The sequence below is a fragment of the Vibrio ziniensis genome (genome assembly GCF_011064285.1).
Taxonomy (GTDB): Bacteria; Pseudomonadota; Gammaproteobacteria; order Enterobacterales; family Vibrionaceae; genus Vibrio; species Vibrio ziniensis.
Genome location: NZ_CP049331.1, coordinates 2,703,043 through 2,723,800, shown reverse-complemented (window position 1 = coordinate 2,723,800; position 20,758 = coordinate 2,703,043). Strand labels below are relative to the sequence as shown.

The window sequence follows — 20,758 nt, the reverse complement described above, 5'->3', positions numbered from 1 at the left end:
CACATTTCTTTCTCGAGTACTGCTCACTCCAAAACTGAAAGTCTTACAAAAGGTTTAGTCATTTTATGACTACCTAGTGAGGGTGTATTATCACGTTAGTGTGATCTGTATCACCATGTTTGGTGTAAATTACAAAAGTATCACACACCATTCTGTAATTTTTTTTCTTTAGGGTGCGAATTCTAACATCTAATCATTCCAATATCACTGCTTAAGAATTGTCTTAGGACAAGGTTTTAGCCAGAAATATTAATTTTTTAGATCGAAATAAATAGACATGAATGTTTCGTTTTGAATATAATTTCTTTCGTTTCGAAACTTGCTCTAGTGAATGTTATGTCAAAACGTAATACACAATTAAGAAGACACACGATTGTGAACTTAGTTAATCAATTAGGTGAAGTCAGTGTTGAAGAGCTATCCGTTCAATTTGAGACATCAGAGGTCACGATTAGAAAGGATTTGGCGTCACTAGAACAAAATGGTCAGTTACTGCGTCGCTATGGTGGCGCTATTGCTTTGCCTAAAGAAGTGGTGAATGACGAATTGAACTCAAAAGTTTCAGTTCGAAAGGAAGCGTTGGCAAAAGCCGCTGCAAAACTGATTAGAGACCATAATCGTATTGTTATTGATAGCGGAAGTACCACTGCAGCACTAATTAATCAGCTTAATAGTAAGCACGGACTTATTGTGATGACCAACTCATTGAACGTTGCGAATGCACTTAATGAGCTTGAAAGCGAGCCAACTCTGCTGATGACTGGCGGTACATGGGATACACATTCCGAATCATTTCAAGGCAAAGTCGCCGAATCTGTTCTTCGTTCCTATGATTTTGATCAGTTGTTTATCGGTGCAGATGGTATCGACCTTGAACGAGGAACGTCGACATTTAATGAATTAGTCGGCCTAAGTAAGGTTATGGCAGAAGTTTCCAGAGAAGTGATTGTCATGGTCGAATCAGACAAAGTAGGGCGAAAAATTCCGAATTTGGAACTGCCTTGGGACGACATTGATGTTCTGGTGACGGATAAAGGGTTGTCTGACGAACTCGTTGCAAAAATAGAATCTCATCAGGTTCGAGTGATTCGAGCCTGATAAAAATTAATCGGCCTCTACACCATAGCGTTGCTTGCATGCGTAGAGTGCATTAGATAACGAAAATATTGGAGTGATAACATGTGTGGAATTGTTGGCGCTGTTGCGCAGCGCGATGTAGCTGAAATTCTGGTTGAAGGTTTACGCCGTCTAGAGTATCGCGGCTATGACTCAGCGGGTGTAGCGGTTGTTGATGCACAGAGCAACTTAACTCGTATTCGCCGTTTAGGTAAGGTTCAGGAGCTAGCGGATGCTGTGAATTCAGAGCAAGTCTCTGGCGGTACAGGTATTGCTCATACTCGTTGGGCAACACACGGTGTTCCTTCTGAAGTGAATGCTCACCCACATGTTTCTGGCGATATTGCTGTGGTTCACAACGGTATTATCGAAAACCACGAAGAGCTTCGTACTCTACTTCAAGAACGTGGTTATGTATTCGTCTCTCAAACCGATACAGAAGTGATTGCACACCTTGTTGAATGGGAGCTACGCACATCTGAAACGCTTTTGGAAGCGTTACAAAAAACGGCAGCTCAACTGGATGGTGCATATGGTACTGTAGTTCTAGATCGTAAAGATCCAAGCCGTATCGTTGTTGCTCGTTCTGGCAGCCCAATTGTTATTGGTTTAGGTATTGGTGAGAACTTCCTAGCGTCTGACCAGCTTGCACTACTCAGTGTTACTCGTCGTTTTATGTTCCTAGAAGAAGGCGACGTGGCAGAAATTACGCGCCGCAATGTGACTATCTACGATCAGGCTGGCAAGCTTGTTGAGCGTGAAATCATTGAATCCAACATTGAACACGATGCCGGTGATAAAGGTCAATATCGTCACTTCATGCAGAAAGAGATTTTCGAACAGCCAATGGCGCTGAAAAGCACTATGGAAGGTCGAATCACTCGTGACACAGTAATCACAGAAAGCATTGGCGTGAATGCGGTTGAGATTCTGAAGAAAGTAGAACACGTACAGATCATCGCATGTGGTACTTCTTATAACTCTGGTATGGCTGCTCGTTACTGGTTTGAAGATATCGCTGGCGTTAGTTGCGACGTAGAGATCGCTTCTGAGTTCCGTTACCGTAATTTTGTGACTCGTCCAAATAGCTTGCTAATTACTCTTTCTCAATCAGGTGAAACGGCAGATACACTTGCTGCGCTGCGCATTGCGAAAGAAAAGGGCTACATGGCAGCAATGACAATCTGTAACGTATCTGGCTCTTCGCTAGTTCGTGAATCGGACATTGCATTTATGACTCGTGCTGGCACTGAAATTGGTGTTGCTTCAACCAAAGCATTTACCACTCAACTGGCAGCAATGCTGATGTTAGTGACAGCGATTGGTAAAGAGCAAGGCCGTATTGATGCCGTGAAAGAAGCTGAAATTGTTGAAGCGATTCATGCTCTGCCAGTTCAAATTGAAAGTGCATTAGCATTTGATAAACAGATTGAAGCGCTAGCAGAAGATTTTGCTGATAAGCACCACACATTGTTCCTTGGTCGCGGTGAGTACTACCCAATTGCTATGGAAGCGGCTCTTAAGCTGAAAGAGATCTCTTACATTCATGCCGAAGCTTATGCTGCTGGTGAACTAAAACATGGTCCTTTAGCGTTAATTGATGCGGATATGCCGGTAGTTGTTATTGCTCCAAATAACGACTTGCTTGAAAAGCTAAAATCAAACGTTGAAGAAGTGCGTGCACGTGGTGGTTTGCTTTATGTTTTCGCCGATGAGAAAGCAGGTTTCGAGGCGGATGAAAGTATGAAGATTATTCCGATGCCGCACGTTAGTGAAATTACGGCACCGATCTTCTACACAGTGCCAATGCAGCTACTTTCTTACCACGTAGCATTAATTAAAGGTACTGATGTTGACCAACCTCGTAACTTGGCAAAAGCAGTTACTGTTGAGTAATCAATAAATTATTTGATTCTAACCGGATATGTAAATGGCAGTTTGACTCACGTCGCTGCCATTTTCTTTTTTCATATTGGCGAGTGCAATGCCCCTTCTCGTACCACTCTAGAAAAATCATTGATGAATGTGAGCATTGATCATGCGAACCCTACAAACCAATGGAGTCTGAGCGGAGCTTCGCAGACAAATTGATGCAGGTTTTTATTATTTTTGAGTTAACTGTGTAATAATGCAAATCATTATTATTACCAAGTGCGATTGATGTTCTTGAAATGTGAGGTTTTATATCACATTGAAAAATGAAGACTATCGTCCCAAAACAGGCGCTATGTATGCTCAAAAAAAACTTAGATACTGTCAAAATCAGTTGGACAGAAAACGATATTCCTCATATTGAAGCGGGCAATTACCAATCTCTTGGTTTTGGCTATGGTTATGTTCATGCTCGAGATCGTTTGGCGGAAATATCGGCACAGGCGATTGTGTTACGCGGCGAACGTTCCAAATATTACGGCGCTGAACAGTTCTCAACTATTGGCTTTCTAAAAACGACCAACCTGAATTCAGATTTAATGTTCCGCTTACGCATGCCAGTGGAATGGGCAAAGGAAGAATTGGCAAACCTCAGCGATGATGCACGAGCTTATGTTGTTGGTTATGTGAATGGTCTAAATCACTTCGTTCAATCTTTGACAGAAGAAGAATGGCACGAAAGGAACAGTGCAGAGCCGTTAATCACTTTCGAGGCAGAGGATGTGATTCGTTCTGCGATGCGATTTGGCATTATGAAAGAATTGATCGAAATTGGTCCTTATCTGGTTGCATCATCAGGAGCGTGGCGAGCTGATTTGGCAAGTAATCACCACACTTGCCATAGTGAAGAGGTGATTGTTGAAGGTGGTTTTGGTAGTAATGCGTGGGCATTTGGTGGTGATGTTATTGAAGGTGAGGGAGCTATTCTTCTTGGCAATCCTCACTCGGCATGGCAAAGAACCCCACATCAGCAGCGTATCTATATGCATCAGTATCATCTCACCATCCCTGGGGAATTAGATGTCGCTGGTACTTCTTTCTTAGGTTTTCCGCTTCCTCTTACAGGCTACAATGCTGACGTGTCATGGTCCATTTTGGATGCGGCAACAGTAACCTCTTTTGTTCTTCAACTCATGGATATTCAAGAAACTGAACTAAATCCAACCTATCTTATGGATGGGAAGCTGAAGCCGCTCGAGATAAAAGAGATCAATATTGATGTTCTAGAAGATAACGGAGAGATTGAAACTCGTCGTTATCATTTCCTTCACTCGGAGCTGGGGTTCTTGTTTAAGCTGCCACAAAGACAGGGTAAACCTGAAGGATGGTATGCAATTACCAACCCTGGCGAGCGCAATGCGCGTGGTATAGATCAGTTTTTGGCGGCAGCAAAAACGCATACAACAAGCGAGTTTGTTCAATCGATAGAGTCTAATCGAGGCATTTTATGTCAGTTGATTGTCGCTGACAGGCACGGTGATATTGCTTATGTGATGGCGGGCAATGTTCCGCCGATTACGGATGAACAGATGGCTGCATGTCATATTGGTGATCATGCTGCGGCATTTAATGTGTTAGATGGAACTCGAAGCGTTTGTTCATTTCGAGACGAAAATCGTCGTCCTTTAACGGCACCGACCTCTTTTTATCCTAATGTGTTCTCCCGTGGGATCATTCACAACGCGAACAATAGTTACAAGTACACCGAATATGGTGTTTGTCAGCCTGATTTCCCTTCAGTATTTGGGCAGCACAAACCAGAACATCAAATCGCGAAGAGTATTGCAGCTAGGCTTAGCTATGATCCTCGATTAGCTATGTCGGCAATTCGAATGAAAGAGCTAAGCCAAGCGCCTTTTATTACACCGAGCAATGCATTAGAAGTGTTGTTTGATAACCGAAATTATGCGGCAGAAACTTTCTTGCAGGATATTCTGTCTCATCTGCAACCGTCTTCATCTCTGTCTATTCAAGCGGCAAGTAAAGTATTAGCGAAATGGGATAGGAAGAATAACTCTGATAGCCGAGGCGCTCTATTGTTCCATCTATTTTGGAACAAAGTGGTACAGCTCAATCTGTTGAGTGTGCCAAGTAGCGGAGATCCAGAGTTAGGTACTCAATTAAATCTAACTGTTGATTGTGTTGAACAAATCCAGCAAGCGTTGGAAGAGACCGTAGCAGAATTACAGCAATTTGAGTTTGAGCTGGATAAAGCTTGGGGCGATGTTCTGTGCAAAACTGAAAATGGTGAAACAATCCAACTTCATGGCGGCTCCTATCTGGAAGGGATTCTTAATGGTGAAATGCCAGCACCTTTAGAAAAGTCTGGATTTCCTTACATTCTGTTTGGTACAGCATATATTCAGCTTTCTCGCTGGGAAAATAGTGAGATTGTTGTCGAAGGACTTTTAAGTCACGGACAGCGAGATGCTGTTGCTTCGGAAGGGAGAACGAGGCAATTAAAGATGTTCTCGAATAAAACGTTGGGTGTGATTCCTTTTTTACCTCAGCAGCTCAAATTGTCAGAGCTTGATTCACTTACACTCAGTCGACAAGTGTTGGAAAGTTAATGTTCGAGTACAAATGAAGTTTAACAAAACAGCCACTATAAAGTGGCTGTTTTGTTTCAGATGGTTATTTTATTGAGCAATCACTTGACTCAATTTAGACAGTGATTTCTGGGCTTTTATCTCTTTTAACACTAAGTCAGCGATAGCTTCAGCACCTTGTTTTTGGAAGTGTGTAACATCGGGCTTATCGATTGATCCTGTTTTTCCTTGATAATAAGGATATTGCTTAGGATCTACCGCTAACCATATGTTTTGCCATTCACCTCTTGAGCTTTCGTTAGCCATGTCAATTACGCGTGTTTGCATATCTAACAGAGGTACGTTATTAGCTTCTGCTGTTTGGCGTACGGTTGCTGTGTAGTCACCAAAGAAACGGAAACCGTTATTACTATTTTGAGCCGTAACATGTTGTTTAGACGTTACTGGTGTACCTGCTTTGTTATTTGCGGTACGAGCACGAGGAAGTGAGGTCAGCATAACCGGATTGAGTTGATGTTGTTTAGCAAAGCTTAAGTAACGCTCTAATGAGTGTTGAAGAGAGTATTCAGGTTGCCCTTGAGGAAACTGAGGATTACCGTCAGCACTATTTGGATAAGTACACAAAGTACCAACATCAAGCGGTCCGCGTCCTTTAGCTGCACCATCACATTTTTCATCATTGTGGCTAAATTGAATGAAAAGGTAATCACCTGGTTTTACTAGTGGCTCAACAAAGCTCAGCCAACGACCATTAATAAAGTCACGAGAACTGCGACCTGATTGTGCTGCGTTAACGATAGTCAGATCGTTATTGTTGAATTTACTTGCAAAGGCTTGCCCCCAACCCATGCGAGGATAGACGTCTAAAGGATAATTAGACGCTGTAGAATCACTGACAATAAACAAACGAGTTTTAGCATTGAGGACGGTATTAGCTGCAGTTGCTAACTGATTATCGCTTAAAACGTAATTAGGAATAGTATCTAGGTTGATGATGGGTCTAAACGCTAGGTCAGCCAAGAAAGTCTTTGATAGCTGGCCAGTCTTGGTGTTGTGTCCCAAGTTATGAATAACCTGAGAAGCCAACTCATTCATTACTGGTTGATATTTTTCTTGGTAGCTTACTGGATCCCAAAGCTGATTAGGATTCAGTCCGTGGGCTTTAACTACATTTTTGAATGCGTTGTTAAAATTACTGTTAGCCTTTAGCCATGCTTGATGAGAAAGCGCAGGAACTCGTGTTTTAGCTGCAAGAACCTGAGGACCGTCAATATTTTCTGCATCGGCAAGGCTTGATACTACCAAGTCACTGAAGGGGTTTACGTTCGCAATGGTGATCTGGTTATTGTTAGCCTCTGGAACTATCGCGGTCGCACAAATAGATCGTTTAGTATCACTGTTGATACAGGTATTGCCGCTGCGGTCATCAACGGTTACCAAAAGAGGCGGAGTCATTGTTGCAATTGATAATTGGTAGTGACCGTTTGCATCCGTCTCAGTAGTGGCTACCTTACCTAAGCTATCTTTAATGCTAACAGCAGCAGGGAAGACCATGCTTCTATGAGTCACTTGGCCAGTAAGTTGGCTCTGTTCACCAAGTGAAATATCAGGCTGCCAATTAGACAGAATACTTTGAGTTGTGTATTTGGCTATGTCACTGCCGTTGAGTTGTGGACGTTCGGCACTTTGTGTTGCACCTTTGCCTTGGTTGGCATGTTCCCAGAATCTTGAATCTTGTGGTTGGAACCAGATTTTCTCGCCATTAATATCTTTGCCACTCATTTTATCCCAGCCATAGATATGATCATCCATTTGGCAATTGATAAAGGCTGTGTGACCGATCGCATTCGGATCTGCATAGCGACCATCAGAAAATTGTGTTGTTGGATGCCAAGGGCGACCTAGACCATAGCTTCCTGCTGGGACATTTGTTTCCTTGGTTAAGTTACAATTTTTGAAGACCAAACCAAATGGTGATGCAATATCTGTTGCTGGGGCTGTTATATAGCCTAGTGGTTCACCTTCTTTTACATCATCGCGGTAACGAGCAACAATATCGCTGTTTTCAATTAGTGCTGTTCCGTGACCAAAGATGAAATCTACTGTGCCACTAATTTGTGAGTCATCGAAATAAGAGCGACCAGCACGTAGATAAAGTGTGTCTTGGTAGCTGACAAGGTTCACATCTTTAAACTGGGCTCTATCACCATTATGTGAGACGAGGAGAGCAACAGCTTGAGTCCCCTTTTGACGTGTTGGATCGTCTTTCGCTTTAGCTTGGTTTGCAGGGTAATCAAAACCATTTTCGATCGTTAACGATCGTGCTTTAAAGTCTAGAGCATCAATACTTACGGTGCGGCTACCGAATGTACCAAAGTTTTTCCCATTCTCATCCTTCATGCTGTTTGCTGTTGTGGCTGTAATGATCGTTTTGTCTCGATCTTCGCCAATCAAGTAGATATTAGGACGAGTAATATGAAGTTTTTCTTGGTACACACCATTTTTTATGTAAATGACAAATGGTTGTTCTCCATCTGGAGCACTGTCGATAGCTTGTTGTATTGATGTGTAACTAGCCGATCCATCCTGAGATACGGTGACATCATAGAGTGCAGTGGCAGAAGCTGAAGAAAGGTAGAGTATAGCCGCAATCCCTAGCCCGTTTGCTAAAGACTTATTCATGGTATTTTCCTTTATGAAATGAAGGGTCTTTTAAATAGAAACATGGTTTCATTATATGCATTGAGCTGGGAGAAACAGTGATCTGCTTAGAAAAGAGTTCACGTCATTATTCAGATTTTTACTGGTTTATATTTCTCACATTTGATCGTTATATTTAACCTTGATTTCATTGTTTAAATAGCCAAGTTAGCCCTTTAATTAACCCTTCACGCCATATCAGTCTGTCGTGGCCGCCATCGTAAAAGCTGAGAGTGGAATTATGGTTTTCTGTACTAAGTTTTCGGTGCATGTGTTCAGCTAGTGGTATCATCATTTGTTCACGCAGTCCCACCTCTAGATAAACATCCAGTTTATATTGGCTATCCAGTGATGAGATGTATTTATCAAGATAAAGCGATTCTGGAAGTGACATAACAATGTCTTCTTGATGTGAGTTGTGTATTAAAGACATATGTGGCCACCAGAATGATCCTGACTGAGAGAGTGCTTTACCGAATCTTTCAGGCCAATTAAGTACTGCATATAAAGCAGATAGTCCTCCATAGCTTTGTCCTGTAACGATCGTTTTATCCTTATCCAGTGAGATAGAATGGTGTTGGGCAACCATAGGGATCATCTCTTCTATAACGGCATGCCAGAACACGGGATTGCAGGTGAGATCCTCGCCTCTTTGTTGAACTGAAATAGCATCGATCATCAAATAGACTGCTGGTGGAAGAAGTTCTTTTTGAGTACAAGAGCTAAGTGGACTCATAACTGGCATTGATTCAACCCAAAACTCACCATCGAGCAGGATCACTAAAGGTAGATCACTGTCTGTTTGCTCTGCTGTGGAATAGGTCCAGAACCGGCGATTTTGTTGCAGTAATTTACTTTGGTAAATATGTGTTCGACAAAGCTCTGACCAATCTACTTTGGTTGTGCTGTTATCGAAATCTGTCCAGGATGGATGGATTACGTTGGGATCGAGATAGGCGCGTGAATGTGCTGCTGCCCATGGACCATAGTGGAGATTCATTTTATTAAAGGGATCTGCGATATGGTGCTTTCTACGTTCCATTATCCAGTTGCGATGTTGCGTGATTTGTTGCTGTTCATTCCCCAGATAAGCAGGTTGTACCGATTCCTCAGTTACAGGTATTAGCGCGTAAGTACCATTCCAAGTGTCTTCAATGTTGCAAACATAGTAATAAACATCGGTATTTTTATAGTGAGTAAGCTCTGCGGCATTGAAATCATGGTGGTTTATTACGCCATTAATTTCGATGTAAATCGCCTTGTGCTTTGGTTCTATGGTTTGCTCTTGCCATAAAAATAGTAGATCAGCCGTGCCGTCATTACGGGATATTTGTATTGGTGTCCCAACTTGAGAAACCTTGTCCCACCACTGACTACTACCTATATCAAATTGATTAAGCTCGGTTTGTTGAGTTAAAGCTTGTAGATCCACTCTTATCTCCAGGAGTTAGCACTTTCAGATAATACTGAGTGTTTATCTGAACAAAATATGTGTTAGGATACCGAAAATTAATATTAATGGTAATCCCTATGATACGCATTATCATTTGCTTGTTAACGGCAGTGCTCAGTGTGACGAATTCAATCGCGGCTCAAGCGAGTAATGAGCAGTGGCCAAGAACATTTGTCAATTCCGATGGAACGACCACAGTCATTCCACATAAACCACAGAAAATTCTTTCTACCACGACCACGGTCACTGGAACCTTGATTGCTATTGATGCGCCGGTTGCTGCTAGCTCCGTTGCGGGTGATGGTCGCTTTTTTGCTCAGTGGGAGAAGATAGCTAAGCAAAGAAATATTCAGCCGCTTTGGGCTGTTGGCAGCGTTGATACTGAAATGGCTTATGCAGTGATGCCTGATTTGATAGTGGTCGCGGCAACAGGCGGTGACTCTGTTTATGATCTTGTATCGGAACTTCAGCTAATTGCGCCGGTTATTATTGTTGATTACGGCGCTCAAACTTGGCAGGAGCTAGCTGAAAAACTCGGCTTTGCAACGGGCCGAGAAGCGTTTGTTAAGCAAAAAATCTCTGAATTTAACGATTATTTAAAAAGCGTTCAGCTCAATTTGCCAGACACAAAAGCTAATATCATTGCTTACAATGGTCCTGGTATTGCCAATGTGATAGCGAAAGTAACCGGTCCTCATAGTGAACTACTGCATGCGCTTGGCTTTGATATTGAAGGTGCGAAAGATGACTGGGAGACTTTCAGTGACAAGCGTAGTGACTTCGTTCGAGTTCATTTTGAAACTCTAACAATGCTTAAATCACCTGTCACGTTTGTCATTGTTGCTGATGAGAGCAAGGCTCAGAAAGTGATGGACGATCCGGTTTTAGTCAATTTACCTTCGGTGCAAAAACACCAAGTTTACCCATTGGGGTTGAATTCTTTCCGTATTGATTATTACAGCAGTATGGAGATTGTTGAGTTATTGAAACAGCAATTTGGTGTGGTTAAGTAATTCAAATGTCAGTGTTAAGTGGTCATAAATCATCGACCTATTATTTAGGATTAGTGCTACTACTCGCAGCCGCCATTCTTTGTGCGTTTGTTGGGCTGTTCTTCGGCTCAAGACACATTGCTCCTGAGGTTACTTGGCAAGCATTAACTCATTATTCTGCAACCAATAGTGAACATTTAATTGTTCATCACCTGCGTTTGCCAAGAGCAATGTTAGCCTTAGTTGTTGGATTGGCAATTGGTGCTGCTGGTGTGCTGATGCAAACTCTTACTCGTAATCCTTTAGCTGAGCCCGGGTTACTAGGGGTGAATTCTGGAGCAACATTCGCGGTGGTATTAGCAATTGCCGTATTTGGACTGACAGACATTCATCACTACATGTGGTTTAGCATTATTGGCGCCGCTTTCGCTGGGGCTATTATCTATTTACTCGCTGGCCTAAGCCGTGGAGTTAACCCTGTTAAAGTGGTGTTATCGGGGATTGCGATGTCTGTGATACTGCTTTCGCTGACGCAAATCATTACAGTTAACAGCCAAGAAGAAGCTTTTAACCAATTTCGCCATTGGGCCGTTGGCTCCTTGCAAGGTCGTGGTTTCGATGTGCTTTATCCTATTTCTATAGTGGTATTCATTGGGTTAACTTACACCCTGTGTCTAGCTAAAGAGTTGAATACTGTCTCTCTTGGTCGTGACGTCAGCCAATCACTCGGAGTTAACCAAACCAGTGTTTGGCTTAGGGCATCAATTGCAATTACTGTTCTAGCAGGCTCTGCCACCGCTGCTGTAGGGCCATTAAATTTCATAGGATTGACTGCTCCGCATATTGCTCGATTTTTCGTTGGTTCGGAACATAAGTGGTTGTTGCCATATTCAATGGTGATATCAGCCTTGCTTATCTCTATTGCTGATACTGTAGGTAAGGTCCTTGTTTCTCCAGATGAAATCAGTGTGGGTATTATGACCGCTCTGCTTGGTGGTCCAATATTTGTACTGTTGGTTCGAAAATGGAGGATGACTGAACTATGAGCAAAGTTCTTAATTCTGCAGTGTTAAGTGATCAACTGATTCAATTCAAAGGCGTCACAGTTCGCTATTCGCGTCGGGAATGGTTGTTTGTTGGCGGAGCTATCATTGCTCTGGTATTGATGAGCCTATATTTGCTCACAGTTGGCTCATTTCCACTGACTTTTGAAAAACTGTTTGCTGTTCTTTTGGGTCAAACGAATGAGCCTATAGCTGAACGAATTGTGTGGAACATTCGACTGCCAAAGGTGGTAACAGCGTTATTTGTTGGTATTGCTTTGGGGGTATCAGGTGCTGTCTTTCAATCTGTATCAAAAAATGCATTAGGGTCGCCGGATATTATTGGTTTCACTACTGGAGCCGCAAGTGGTGCGCTGATTCAAATCATCGTTTTTCAAAACTCAGCTCAAGCTGTCATGTTATCGGCTGTGCTAGGGGGAATGGTCACTGCGGTTGTGGTGTACTTGCTATCTAGAAAACACGGTGTTGTGGGCGGTTATCGACTCATCTTGATTGGTATAGGGATTGGCTCAATTTTAAATGCACTCAATGGATTGATGCTGGTGAAAGGTAATTTGGACCAAGCCGTCATTGCCAACTTGTGGTTAGCGGGGTCTCTTAATGCAAGAAACTGGAACCATGCGATACCTGTAATGATAGGGGTGTTTATCATCGTTCCTATTGTGATTTATAAAGCCAGAACCCTTCATTTACTGGAAATGGGCGATGATATGGCAGCGCAGATTGGCGTCTCCGTAGAAAGAGAGAGATTGGTTATGACCTTTCTCTCAGTTGCATTAGCGGCGTTAGCCGTTGCGGCGGCTGGTCCTATCGGGTTTATTGCTTTGTCTGCCCCTCAGCTTGTGATTCGTATTCTGCGCGTTGGTCATATTCCTGTTGCTGCTTCAGCCGTAATGGGGGCAGGGCTACTTCTTGTTGCTGACATGGTTTCTCAAACCAAACCCTTTGGTTTCAACTTGCCGATAGGGCAGTTAACGAGCCTCGTTGGTGGTGCATATTTACTTTGGTTACTCACTCGAAGTAAAAGTTTTTAAGTTGTCATGATTATGAATAATAAACAGAAATTTGATTTAGCTGCTCCTAATCTTCAAGAAGATGGTAGTCGTTTGTCTGGTTCAAATTTGAGCTTAAGTTATGAATCAACAAAGATATTTTCTTCTTTGGATGTGAGTATTCCAGATAATAAGTTCACCGTGATTATTGGGCCCAATGGTTGTGGTAAGTCGACCTTGCTGAGGATGTTGTGTCGTCTACTTAAGCCTAACACCGGAGGTATTACGTTGGATGGAGAAGATATTTATTTATTGCATCCTAAAACGTTAGCAAAGCAAATTGGTCTTCTTCCACAACGGGTACATGCTCCTGACGGAATACGTGTGAAGGATTTGATATCTCGTGGTCGTTACCCATATCAAAAGTTATTTCAACAATGGAGTCCTGAAGACGAGCAAGCTGTCTGTGAGGCGATGCAATTGACAGACACCGAGCATTTGTCTGAAAGGTTGATTGAAGAGTTGTCTGGCGGGCAGCGTCAGCGGGTATGGATTGCTATGGTTCTGGCTCAGCAAACGCCGATTCTTTTTCTTGATGAACCGACGACTTATCTCGATATAGCACATCAAATTGATCTTCTGGAGCTATGTCGCGACCTTAACCGACGCAAAAATTTCACTATCGTGGCGGTGCTGCATGAGTTGAACCAAGCGTTTCGCTATGCTGATCATATTATCTTGATGAGCGAAGGTGAGATAGCGGCACAAGGTGGTCCGAAAGATATTGTTTCTAGTGAGATCATCAAGCAAGTCTTTAATTTGGATTGTTTGATTATGGACGATCCGATTTCGCATACTCCAATGGTTATTCCTTACGGTAAGTAGCTTTTTCTAACCATCATTAATGGGCCCTTTCATTTTGTTGCCTTTTATTTAATTCATAGTGTGCTAAAAATTAATTTGAAATTACAAATGATAATTAATATCATTGCGATTATCTTTTAATTGGAGTTCATTATAAAATTAGGGAACAGAATGAAAACGGTACAAGCAAAAAGGATGAATTACTTAAGCTATAGCATCGCAGTGGCTATTGGTATGTCAGTATCTTTACCAGCATTAAGCGCAGAAACATCAAAAACGTCTCAAACAGAAACTATCGTGGTGACTGGCGAAAGAATGGATAAAAGCCTGAAAGATACCACAACGGCAGTCACTGTCATTGGTGAAGATCAGCTAGCTAATGGCGAGAAAACATCAATCAACGACATCGCAACGTCAGCGCCAAACGTGGTTGCCGCAGGTTTCGAATCAATAAGCATTCGTGGTATTGAGGGCGCGGGGGTTGCCACTGGCGCACACGCATTTTACAGCGGTGGTAAAGCTAGAGTTTCCACTATAGTAGACGGAGTCTCCCAAGCTTGGTTTGGTCAAGGATATACCCCAAGCAAATCATGGGATGTAAAGCAAGTAGAAGTACTTAGAGGTCCTCAATCAACCAGTCAGGGTACAAACTCGATTGGTGGCGCACTCGTTATTCAAACTAATGACCCAACTTATTACTGGGAAACTAAGTTGCGTGCAGGTTTTGAAACCTACGAAAACGGTAATGTGAAAAATCATCTTGCACTAATGACGTCAGGCCCAATAATTAAAGATGAACTGGCTTTTCGTTTGGCACTTGATGGAACTAAAGGTGATGGCTGGATGAATTATTCAGCTACAGCGGATGAACTTGATGCAGATCCAGGTGTGTCCGAATCTGAAAACCTTAACGCTCGTTTCAAACTATTGTGGGAACCCGCAGCTATCCCAGGTTTAAAAGCTAAGCTTACATACAATCGTCATACTTATGATGGAGAGTACCTTGCTTGGGCTTCTGCTGACTATGTCAATGATCCAACTTTGCTTCTGTATAACTCTAATGGTGGTAGAGATGGCGTAAATACTCGTTTACAAGACTCAGTCGCTCAATCTGTTGCTGCAGATATTGATTACGACTTTGATAATGGTATTTCCAACAGCTTACATATTGCTTACCTAACTACCGATGTGTCATTTGAGCAGTACCCAGAAACGACAACTTATGTTGATTCAGACATTAAGAACATTACCGCTGAGAACCGCCTCTTTATACAAACTCCTGGCTCAGATTTTTCTACTCTTATCGGTCTTTACTATTCAGATGCTGACACATCAACGCTTATTACTGGAGCCACAGACGTTAAAGGTAAAACAACCACGTCGGCAGTTTATGGAGAAACGACTTACACACTCAACCCTGCATTTAAGCTAGTCGGAGGTGCTCGTTTTGAGAATGAAAAACTAGAACATACAACCGTTGGTTCGCGTGTTGACGATCAAGATAAACAGAGTAATAACGTTTTCTTACCGAAAGTTGGTGCGATTTACTACTTTGACGACACAACAACCGTTAACACTACGGTACGTAAAGGCTATAACGCTGGCGGACATGCTTTAGATTTCTACAATACTCCGTGGGAGTACTATGAGTATGATGAAGAAACAGTGATTGCTTATGAAGCTGGATTCTTAAAAGAGTTTAAAGGTGGTCAATTTAGTACAAATGTGTTCTATAACGATTATTCTGGTTATCAGGCGATGGTTAGCAATCGTTTCGAAAATATCGATGAGTCACGTACCTACGGTATTGAACTTGCTGGTTCTATCTGGGCTACAACCAGTACAGAGCTTCGTGCGAGTGCTGGCTATTTAGAGACCGAAATTGTTAAAGATAGTGTCGCCGAAAGTGGTCTTGAGTTACCAAATGCACCAAAAACTAACCTTTCAGCAGGTTTTACTCAATATCTAGGACAAAACTTCTCATTTGGTGCTGATGTGACATATGTGGGTAAATACTACTCTGACTTAGATAATACGGAAGACTATACTGCCGGTGATTACTTTACGGCGGATGCTCGTCTTCAATATACGATTGGTGACTTCACATTGGATGGTTACGTAACCAACCTGACGGATGAAGATGTGATTTATCAGTACCAAGTAAGTAGTGGCACAGCAACTAAAGCGTCTGTTGGTCAAACAAGAACCTTTGGTCTAAATGCAACTTACCGCATGTAATGGTCATCTGAGTTAATTCCACTGAGCTCGGCTTCTTTCTCTGAAGAGTCGAGCTTTTCTACCTTTAAAACAATAATGAGTCAGTCGTATGAGTGAACAAGTAATCTATCCGATCAAAGCTAAGTTAATTGTTTGCAAGCGCAAACAATACATTACACCGCATCTCATCCGAGTTACTTTTTCTGGTGATGAACTTGTCGGTTTTCCTGAAACTCGTAATGGTGCGCACATTAAAGTGTTTTTCCCAAATCAGGAATCGGGCATTTTACAACTTCCAGTTCGCTATGAAGACCGTGTTGAATTCCCAGAGCACAAGCCCGTTCCGCGTGCTTATAGCGTTAGAAAATATCATCCAGAAACGAATGAACTCGACATCGATTTTGTTGCTCATGGTGAAGATAGCATTGGCTCTGGTTGGGCTATTGCGGCAAAAGAAGGGGATGAACTGGGATTGATTGGCCCTGCGGGTCCCGATCCTTTGCTTCAAACCTCTGATTGGCATATTTTGGCTGGTGACTTGACGGCTGTTCCTGCGATTAGTGCCATACTGGAAGATATGCATGAAGACGCTAAAGGTGCAGTGTTTATCGAAGTGGAATCATTCGATGATGTACATGAGATTAAGCGTCCTGCAGGTGTCTCTTTAACGTGGTTGAAAATCGATGATGAACAAGGCTCGTTAGTCTTGGTTGACGCGATAAAAACGACGGGGCAACCTGAAATTGACTGTTCAGTCTCGGCATTTATTGCAGGAGAAAACCGCAGTGTGATTAACTGCCGTAAATATCTTGCAGAAACGTATAAGCTGGCGAAAAAAGATCTCTACGCGATTCCGTATTGGAAACGAGGAAACACGGAAGAGGCTTATCATGAAGAGCGACATCGCATTATGGATGAGCAAAATTGATAAACAAAACCTCCCGAAAGGAGGTTTTTTTGCTTTAGAACCCATCAGTTGGAATTAACAGGCAATTACGACAGGATGGCCGTAGGTTGGGTGCGCAATGATATCCACTTTATGGTGATAAACTGCTTCTATAATCTCAGGCTTAAGTACTTTAGCCGGAATATCGTCTGCCTCGATTTTGCCTTGGTTCAACATCACGATTCTATCTGCGTATTGCGAAGCCAAATTAAGGTCGTGCAGCACGGCAACGACGGTTGCTCCTTGATTTGCAAGTATACGAGCTAAGGCTAGAGTGGTGTGCTGGTGGTGAATATCCAGCGCAGAGGTTGGCTCATCCAGTAACAAAATTTTATTTTTTCCACTTTGCTCAAGCTGAGTGAGTACCCGAGCTAAATGTACTCGCTGTTTTTCGCCACCCGAGAGAGTAGGGTATGAGCGAAAGCCGAGGTGTTCAACATCTGTTGCTCGCATGTTTTTTGTCACTACACCGTTTAGTTGATGATTAGACATGGTCAGTCCTATTCCGCCCAACTCAATCACCTCTTTTGCCATAAAGTTAAATGACAGAGAGCTACTTTGCGGCAGTACGCCTACATGCTTTGCAAGCAATGACGCAGGCCATGAATCCCTGTTTTGACCAAAGAGTGAGAATTCGCCTTTGGCGTTGAGCTCTCCTGTCAACGCTTTCAACAAGGTACTTTTACCTGTGCCGTTAGGGCCAAGTAGAACGGTAAACTCGCCGCGATTTAATGTAAGGTCAATATCATCCAGTATTTTTTTATCACCAAGAATGACGGACAAATGACGTATTTCGACCGTTTTAATACCGGAGTATTCAATCGATTCTTGTGCTGTGTTGGATAATGATAATTTAGAAGATAAGAGAGACAGCATTAGATTCTCCCCTTTTGCTTAATCAGAAGCCAGACAAAGAAAGGTGCACCAAGCAAAGCCGTGACAATCCCTACAGGCATATCTAAAGGCGCGACAACCGTGCGAGCAAGCATATCGGAAATGAGTAGTAACAAAGCGCCAAGAAAGAGCGTTACCGGCAATAGTGAACGATAGTTGGGTCCGATAATCATGCGTGCCAAATGAGGGACGATAAGTCCGATAAAGCCGATCATACCGCTCAAGGCGACAGTGACTCCGACACCAAACGCCGCTAAAACAATAAGTCGGCGTTTTAACGCTTGGACGTTAATTCCCATATGACGGGCTTCCGCTTCCCCTAATAGCATGGCATTGAGTTTGTCTGCGTCACGATAGTAAGCAATAAACAGAATGATGAGCGTTGCAAAAGCCAGCCACAAGCCTTTTTGATTTGCACCTGCTAATGAGCCCATTGTCCACAGAGATAGATCTCGTAGGGATTGGTCATCGGCATAATAGTTGAGTAAGCCTAATGCAGCACCTGCCAGCGCTGAAATCGCAACACCTGAAAGCAGCATCATAGTGACCGAGGTTCCATTACTGCTGGTGCCAAGGCGATAGACGGCGAACGTCGTTAAGGCTCCGCCTATACAGGCAAACATAGGCACTGTGCCAAATAGTAGTAAGTTTGGATAATGGTTAGCTAGATCGCCAAAAACTACGATAGCCAAAGCGGCTCCCAATGCGGCGCCAGAAGAGACACCTATAATGCCAGGATCGGCAAGTGGGTTACGAAATAGTCCCTGCATCACAGAGCCGCTAATCGCAAGAATTCCACCGACAGCAATGGCCAACAAAGTCCGAGGCAATCGTACTTGCTGAACGATCATCGTTACATGTGCTGGAAGATCATGGCTTCCGAGTGGCAGCAAGGATTTCAAACTGTCAGATAAACTGATGTTCATCGCGCCCATGCTGATGGAGGCAACGGTTACGCAATAGAGCGCGAGCGCTGCCACAATGCACAGGGTTTTGGCTGAAACCATTCTAGAATCTGTCATGGCTATTTTTCTTAATCATTTCTCTTCGTTTTAGGTAGGAAAACTTAATCGAACTTCTGGAATGTCTTATACAGCTCGTCGGTTAGCTCTAAGCTCTCAAGACCAAAGCCACCGATGATGGCACTGCTGCTAACGGGAATTATGTGGTCTTTTCCAGCTACAGGCGTAGCTGCCAGAAGAGGGAACTCTTTTAGAATGCCGTCATGTCCACCTAACGCTTCCCAAGCTCGAGCACTGACTAATAAGAAATCGGGTTGCATTTGTACGATGGCTTCTGGAGATAGTGGTTTGTATGAGCTCATTTCTGATTTCGCAGGGTTTTGACCTCCAGCCAAATTGATGATCACATCGATAGTTGTTTTATCCCCGGCGATAGTTGCTGGTCTGCCTTTGGTGAGCATGGCAAACAGCACTTTTGGCGGATGTGCTAGCTTACGAGCTTTCATCGCATTCAGTTGTGCATCTATTGATGCTTTGAGTTCTTGTGCTTTTTCTTGTGTCCCAGTGATTTGAGCGATTTTGTCAATACGACCAAATAAGTCTTCTTCGGTATCGCCTGAAGGAACTGTCTCCACTTTGATGCCACCACTTTTTAGCAGTGTTAAGGTGTTTTCAGGACCCATCTCATGGGAACCAATTAAATGTGTAGGTGATAGAGCCATCAAGCCTTCAGCCGAAAGTTGACGATGGTAACCCACTTGTGGCAGAGCTTCGTCACTGTTGTATTTTCGGCTCGTCACATCCACAGCGATAAGCTGATCTTTAGCGCCTAACGCGATAAGTAACTCTGTAATGCTAGAGCCAGCACTGATAATGCGATTACTTGATGGTGTTTCTTGTTGAGCGTGAGCGGATTCCATTGATAAAAAAGGAATGCATAAAAATAAACTGAGTGCCAAAGCGAGTTTTTTCATTACTGTTCTTCCATAACGATATTAGTGGCGGAAATTTGGTGTTTTTGCATGAATACAAAGAGGTTGAGCATGGATTCCACATCGGCTTTCTTATCTGCGGCAATCACAAAAGGTTTGTCGGGAAAACTGCTGCGGGCTTTAAGCAGCGCAGAAGTAAAAGCTTCCCAATCGTTATATTTCTCACCATCTAATGCCCATTTCTGTTCTTCACTACGTAAGATACCGATCGATATAACCGGTTTATCTGGTGAAGTCAGCTGACTGGTTTCTTCTGTTTTAGGTATGTCGACATTTAGAGTTTGTACACTGACATTCGCAGTCAGAAGAAGAAACACCATCACAATAAATATGATGTCGATCATCGGCGTAAGATCGGGTTTAAATTCATCCTCAATAAAACGAGAGTGTGACTGGATCATTAAAGCACCTCATCGCTAGTAACCATGTATGAACTTTGCGTTCCCGAGAAGGGATCAACCACAATGCCTTCGATATGGAGATTACTGTGGTTCAAGGTGTATTCAATCTTGGCAAGAGTCTTTTCAACCCACATTCCTAGTAACTGTGCCCCCGTTATTGCAGGCAAAGCGATGATTAAACCTGCAGCGGTGGTTGTCATAGCGAGCCCTAAGCCATCAGCTAAAGTTGCTGGTGAAATAACGGCTGTGGCGTCTGTCATGCTACTAAACATTTCCATTAATCCCAGTACAGTACCGAGCAATCCAATCAGTGGGCTGATCACTCCTATCATCGATAGTAGTCGGATTCCTGAACGAAACTGCTGACGTTTTTTAAACAACCAAATACCCACAGCTTCTTCTCGAAGTGGTTTGGTAAAATGGCGATGCCCCAGCAGCATACGCATCGATTGGAAAATTAGTTGTCGACCTTTCAGTTCGTTTTGGATAAAAGCATCCACTTCTTGCGGGCGAGAAAAATCCAGTTTATGGATGCTTCTTAGTATTGCCGTAGTATGCGTTCGGCTATTAAGCAGCATGTAGATAGTCCGTTCTATCAAGATTGCGACGGTGAGAAATGACATGATGATGAGTGGCCATGTCATGATGCCGAGCTGGCTATGAATATTGGTTAGTGTTTGCATG

The 20,758-nt window shown here is 43.0% G+C and carries 16 protein-coding genes; 9 read left to right on the top strand and 7 right to left on the bottom strand.

What is annotated here, in order from left to right; all coding sequences use genetic code 11:
- Window positions 1-336: 336 nt before the first annotated feature.
- The 3 genes from G5S32_RS12540 (at window position 337) to G5S32_RS12530 (ending at window position 5,618) form a co-directional block, all read left to right on the top strand.
- Window positions 337-1,098, top strand: a complete 762-nt coding sequence (locus tag G5S32_RS12540) for a DeoR/GlpR family DNA-binding transcription regulator (RefSeq protein WP_165312315.1) — start codon at window positions 337-339, stop codon at window positions 1,096-1,098.
- Window positions 1,099-1,179: 81 nt separating this feature from the next.
- Window positions 1,180-3,012: a glutamine--fructose-6-phosphate transaminase (isomerizing) gene (gene glmS / locus G5S32_RS12535; protein ID WP_165312314.1), complete on the top strand. Its 1,833-nt coding sequence runs from the start codon at window positions 1,180-1,182 to the stop codon at window positions 3,010-3,012.
- A 335-nt stretch (window positions 3,013-3,347) separates the two neighbouring features.
- Window positions 3,348-5,618, top strand: a complete 2,271-nt coding sequence (locus tag G5S32_RS12530; RefSeq protein WP_165312313.1) for a penicillin acylase family protein — start codon at window positions 3,348-3,350, stop codon at window positions 5,616-5,618.
- A gap of 69 nt (window positions 5,619-5,687) precedes the next feature.
- Here G5S32_RS12530 and G5S32_RS12525 read toward each other — a convergent pair whose 3' ends face one another.
- Window positions 5,688-8,279, bottom strand: coding sequence for a pectinesterase family protein (locus G5S32_RS12525; protein ID WP_165312312.1), 2,592 nt, complete (start codon window positions 8,277-8,279; stop codon window positions 5,688-5,690).
- Between the two features lie 166 nt (window positions 8,280-8,445).
- On the bottom strand, window positions 8,446-9,729 hold the full coding sequence (gene fes, locus G5S32_RS12520; RefSeq protein WP_165312311.1) for an enterochelin esterase: 1,284 nt from the start codon (window positions 9,727-9,729) through the stop codon (window positions 8,446-8,448).
- A gap of 98 nt (window positions 9,730-9,827) precedes the next feature.
- Here fes and fepB point away from each other — a divergent pair, with 98 nt between their 5' ends.
- The 6 genes from fepB (at window position 9,828) to G5S32_RS12490 (ending at window position 16,807) form a co-directional block, all read left to right on the top strand.
- The gene (gene fepB / locus G5S32_RS12515; RefSeq protein ID WP_165312310.1) at window positions 9,828-10,763 is read left to right on the top strand and encodes a Fe2+-enterobactin ABC transporter substrate-binding protein; all 936 of its coding nucleotides are present in this window, start codon (window positions 9,828-9,830) and stop codon (window positions 10,761-10,763) included.
- Between the two features lie 5 nt (window positions 10,764-10,768).
- Window positions 10,769-11,788, top strand: coding sequence for a FecCD family ABC transporter permease (locus G5S32_RS12510; protein ID WP_165312309.1), 1,020 nt, complete (start codon window positions 10,769-10,771; stop codon window positions 11,786-11,788).
- On the top strand, window positions 11,785-12,840 hold the full coding sequence (locus tag G5S32_RS12505; RefSeq protein ID WP_165312308.1) for a FecCD family ABC transporter permease: 1,056 nt from the start codon (window positions 11,785-11,787) through the stop codon (window positions 12,838-12,840). Before G5S32_RS12510 ends, G5S32_RS12505 begins: the two co-directional genes overlap by 4 nt.
- Window positions 12,841-12,852: 12 nt before the next feature.
- Window positions 12,853-13,683, top strand: coding sequence for an ABC transporter ATP-binding protein (locus G5S32_RS12500; protein ID WP_165312307.1), 831 nt, complete (start codon window positions 12,853-12,855; stop codon window positions 13,681-13,683).
- Window positions 13,684-13,833: 150 nt separating this feature from the next.
- A complete protein-coding gene (locus G5S32_RS12495; protein WP_165312306.1) occupies window positions 13,834-15,900 on the top strand; it encodes a TonB-dependent receptor in 2,067 nt (688 codons plus the stop codon).
- An 88-nt stretch (window positions 15,901-15,988) separates the two neighbouring features.
- Window positions 15,989-16,807, top strand: a complete 819-nt coding sequence (locus tag G5S32_RS12490) for a siderophore-interacting protein (protein ID WP_165312305.1) — start codon at window positions 15,989-15,991, stop codon at window positions 16,805-16,807.
- Between the two features lie 54 nt (window positions 16,808-16,861).
- Here G5S32_RS12490 and G5S32_RS12485 read toward each other — a convergent pair whose 3' ends face one another.
- From G5S32_RS12485 to G5S32_RS12465, 5 genes are read right to left on the bottom strand one after another with little or no spacing between them, the layout of a single operon-like run.
- Window positions 16,862-17,701, bottom strand: coding sequence for a heme ABC transporter ATP-binding protein (locus tag G5S32_RS12485; RefSeq protein WP_165312304.1), 840 nt, complete (start codon window positions 17,699-17,701; stop codon window positions 16,862-16,864).
- On the bottom strand, window positions 17,701-18,741 hold the full coding sequence (locus G5S32_RS12480) for a FecCD family ABC transporter permease (protein ID WP_165312303.1): 1,041 nt from the start codon (window positions 18,739-18,741) through the stop codon (window positions 17,701-17,703). Before G5S32_RS12480 ends, G5S32_RS12485 begins: the two co-directional genes overlap by 1 nt.
- A gap of 44 nt (window positions 18,742-18,785) precedes the next feature.
- Complete coding sequence (locus G5S32_RS12475) at window positions 18,786-19,655, bottom strand: heme/hemin ABC transporter substrate-binding protein (protein WP_165312302.1); 870 nt, start codon at window positions 19,653-19,655, stop codon at window positions 18,786-18,788.
- Window positions 19,655-20,074, bottom strand: coding sequence for an ExbD/TolR family protein (locus G5S32_RS12470; RefSeq protein WP_165312301.1), 420 nt, complete (start codon window positions 20,072-20,074; stop codon window positions 19,655-19,657). Before G5S32_RS12470 ends, G5S32_RS12475 begins: the two co-directional genes overlap by 1 nt.
- The gene (locus G5S32_RS12465) at window positions 20,074-20,757 is read right to left on the bottom strand and encodes a MotA/TolQ/ExbB proton channel family protein (RefSeq protein WP_207621584.1); all 684 of its coding nucleotides are present in this window, start codon (window positions 20,755-20,757) and stop codon (window positions 20,074-20,076) included. Before G5S32_RS12465 ends, G5S32_RS12470 begins: the two co-directional genes overlap by 1 nt.
- Between the last annotated feature and the right edge of the window lies 1 nt (window position 20,758).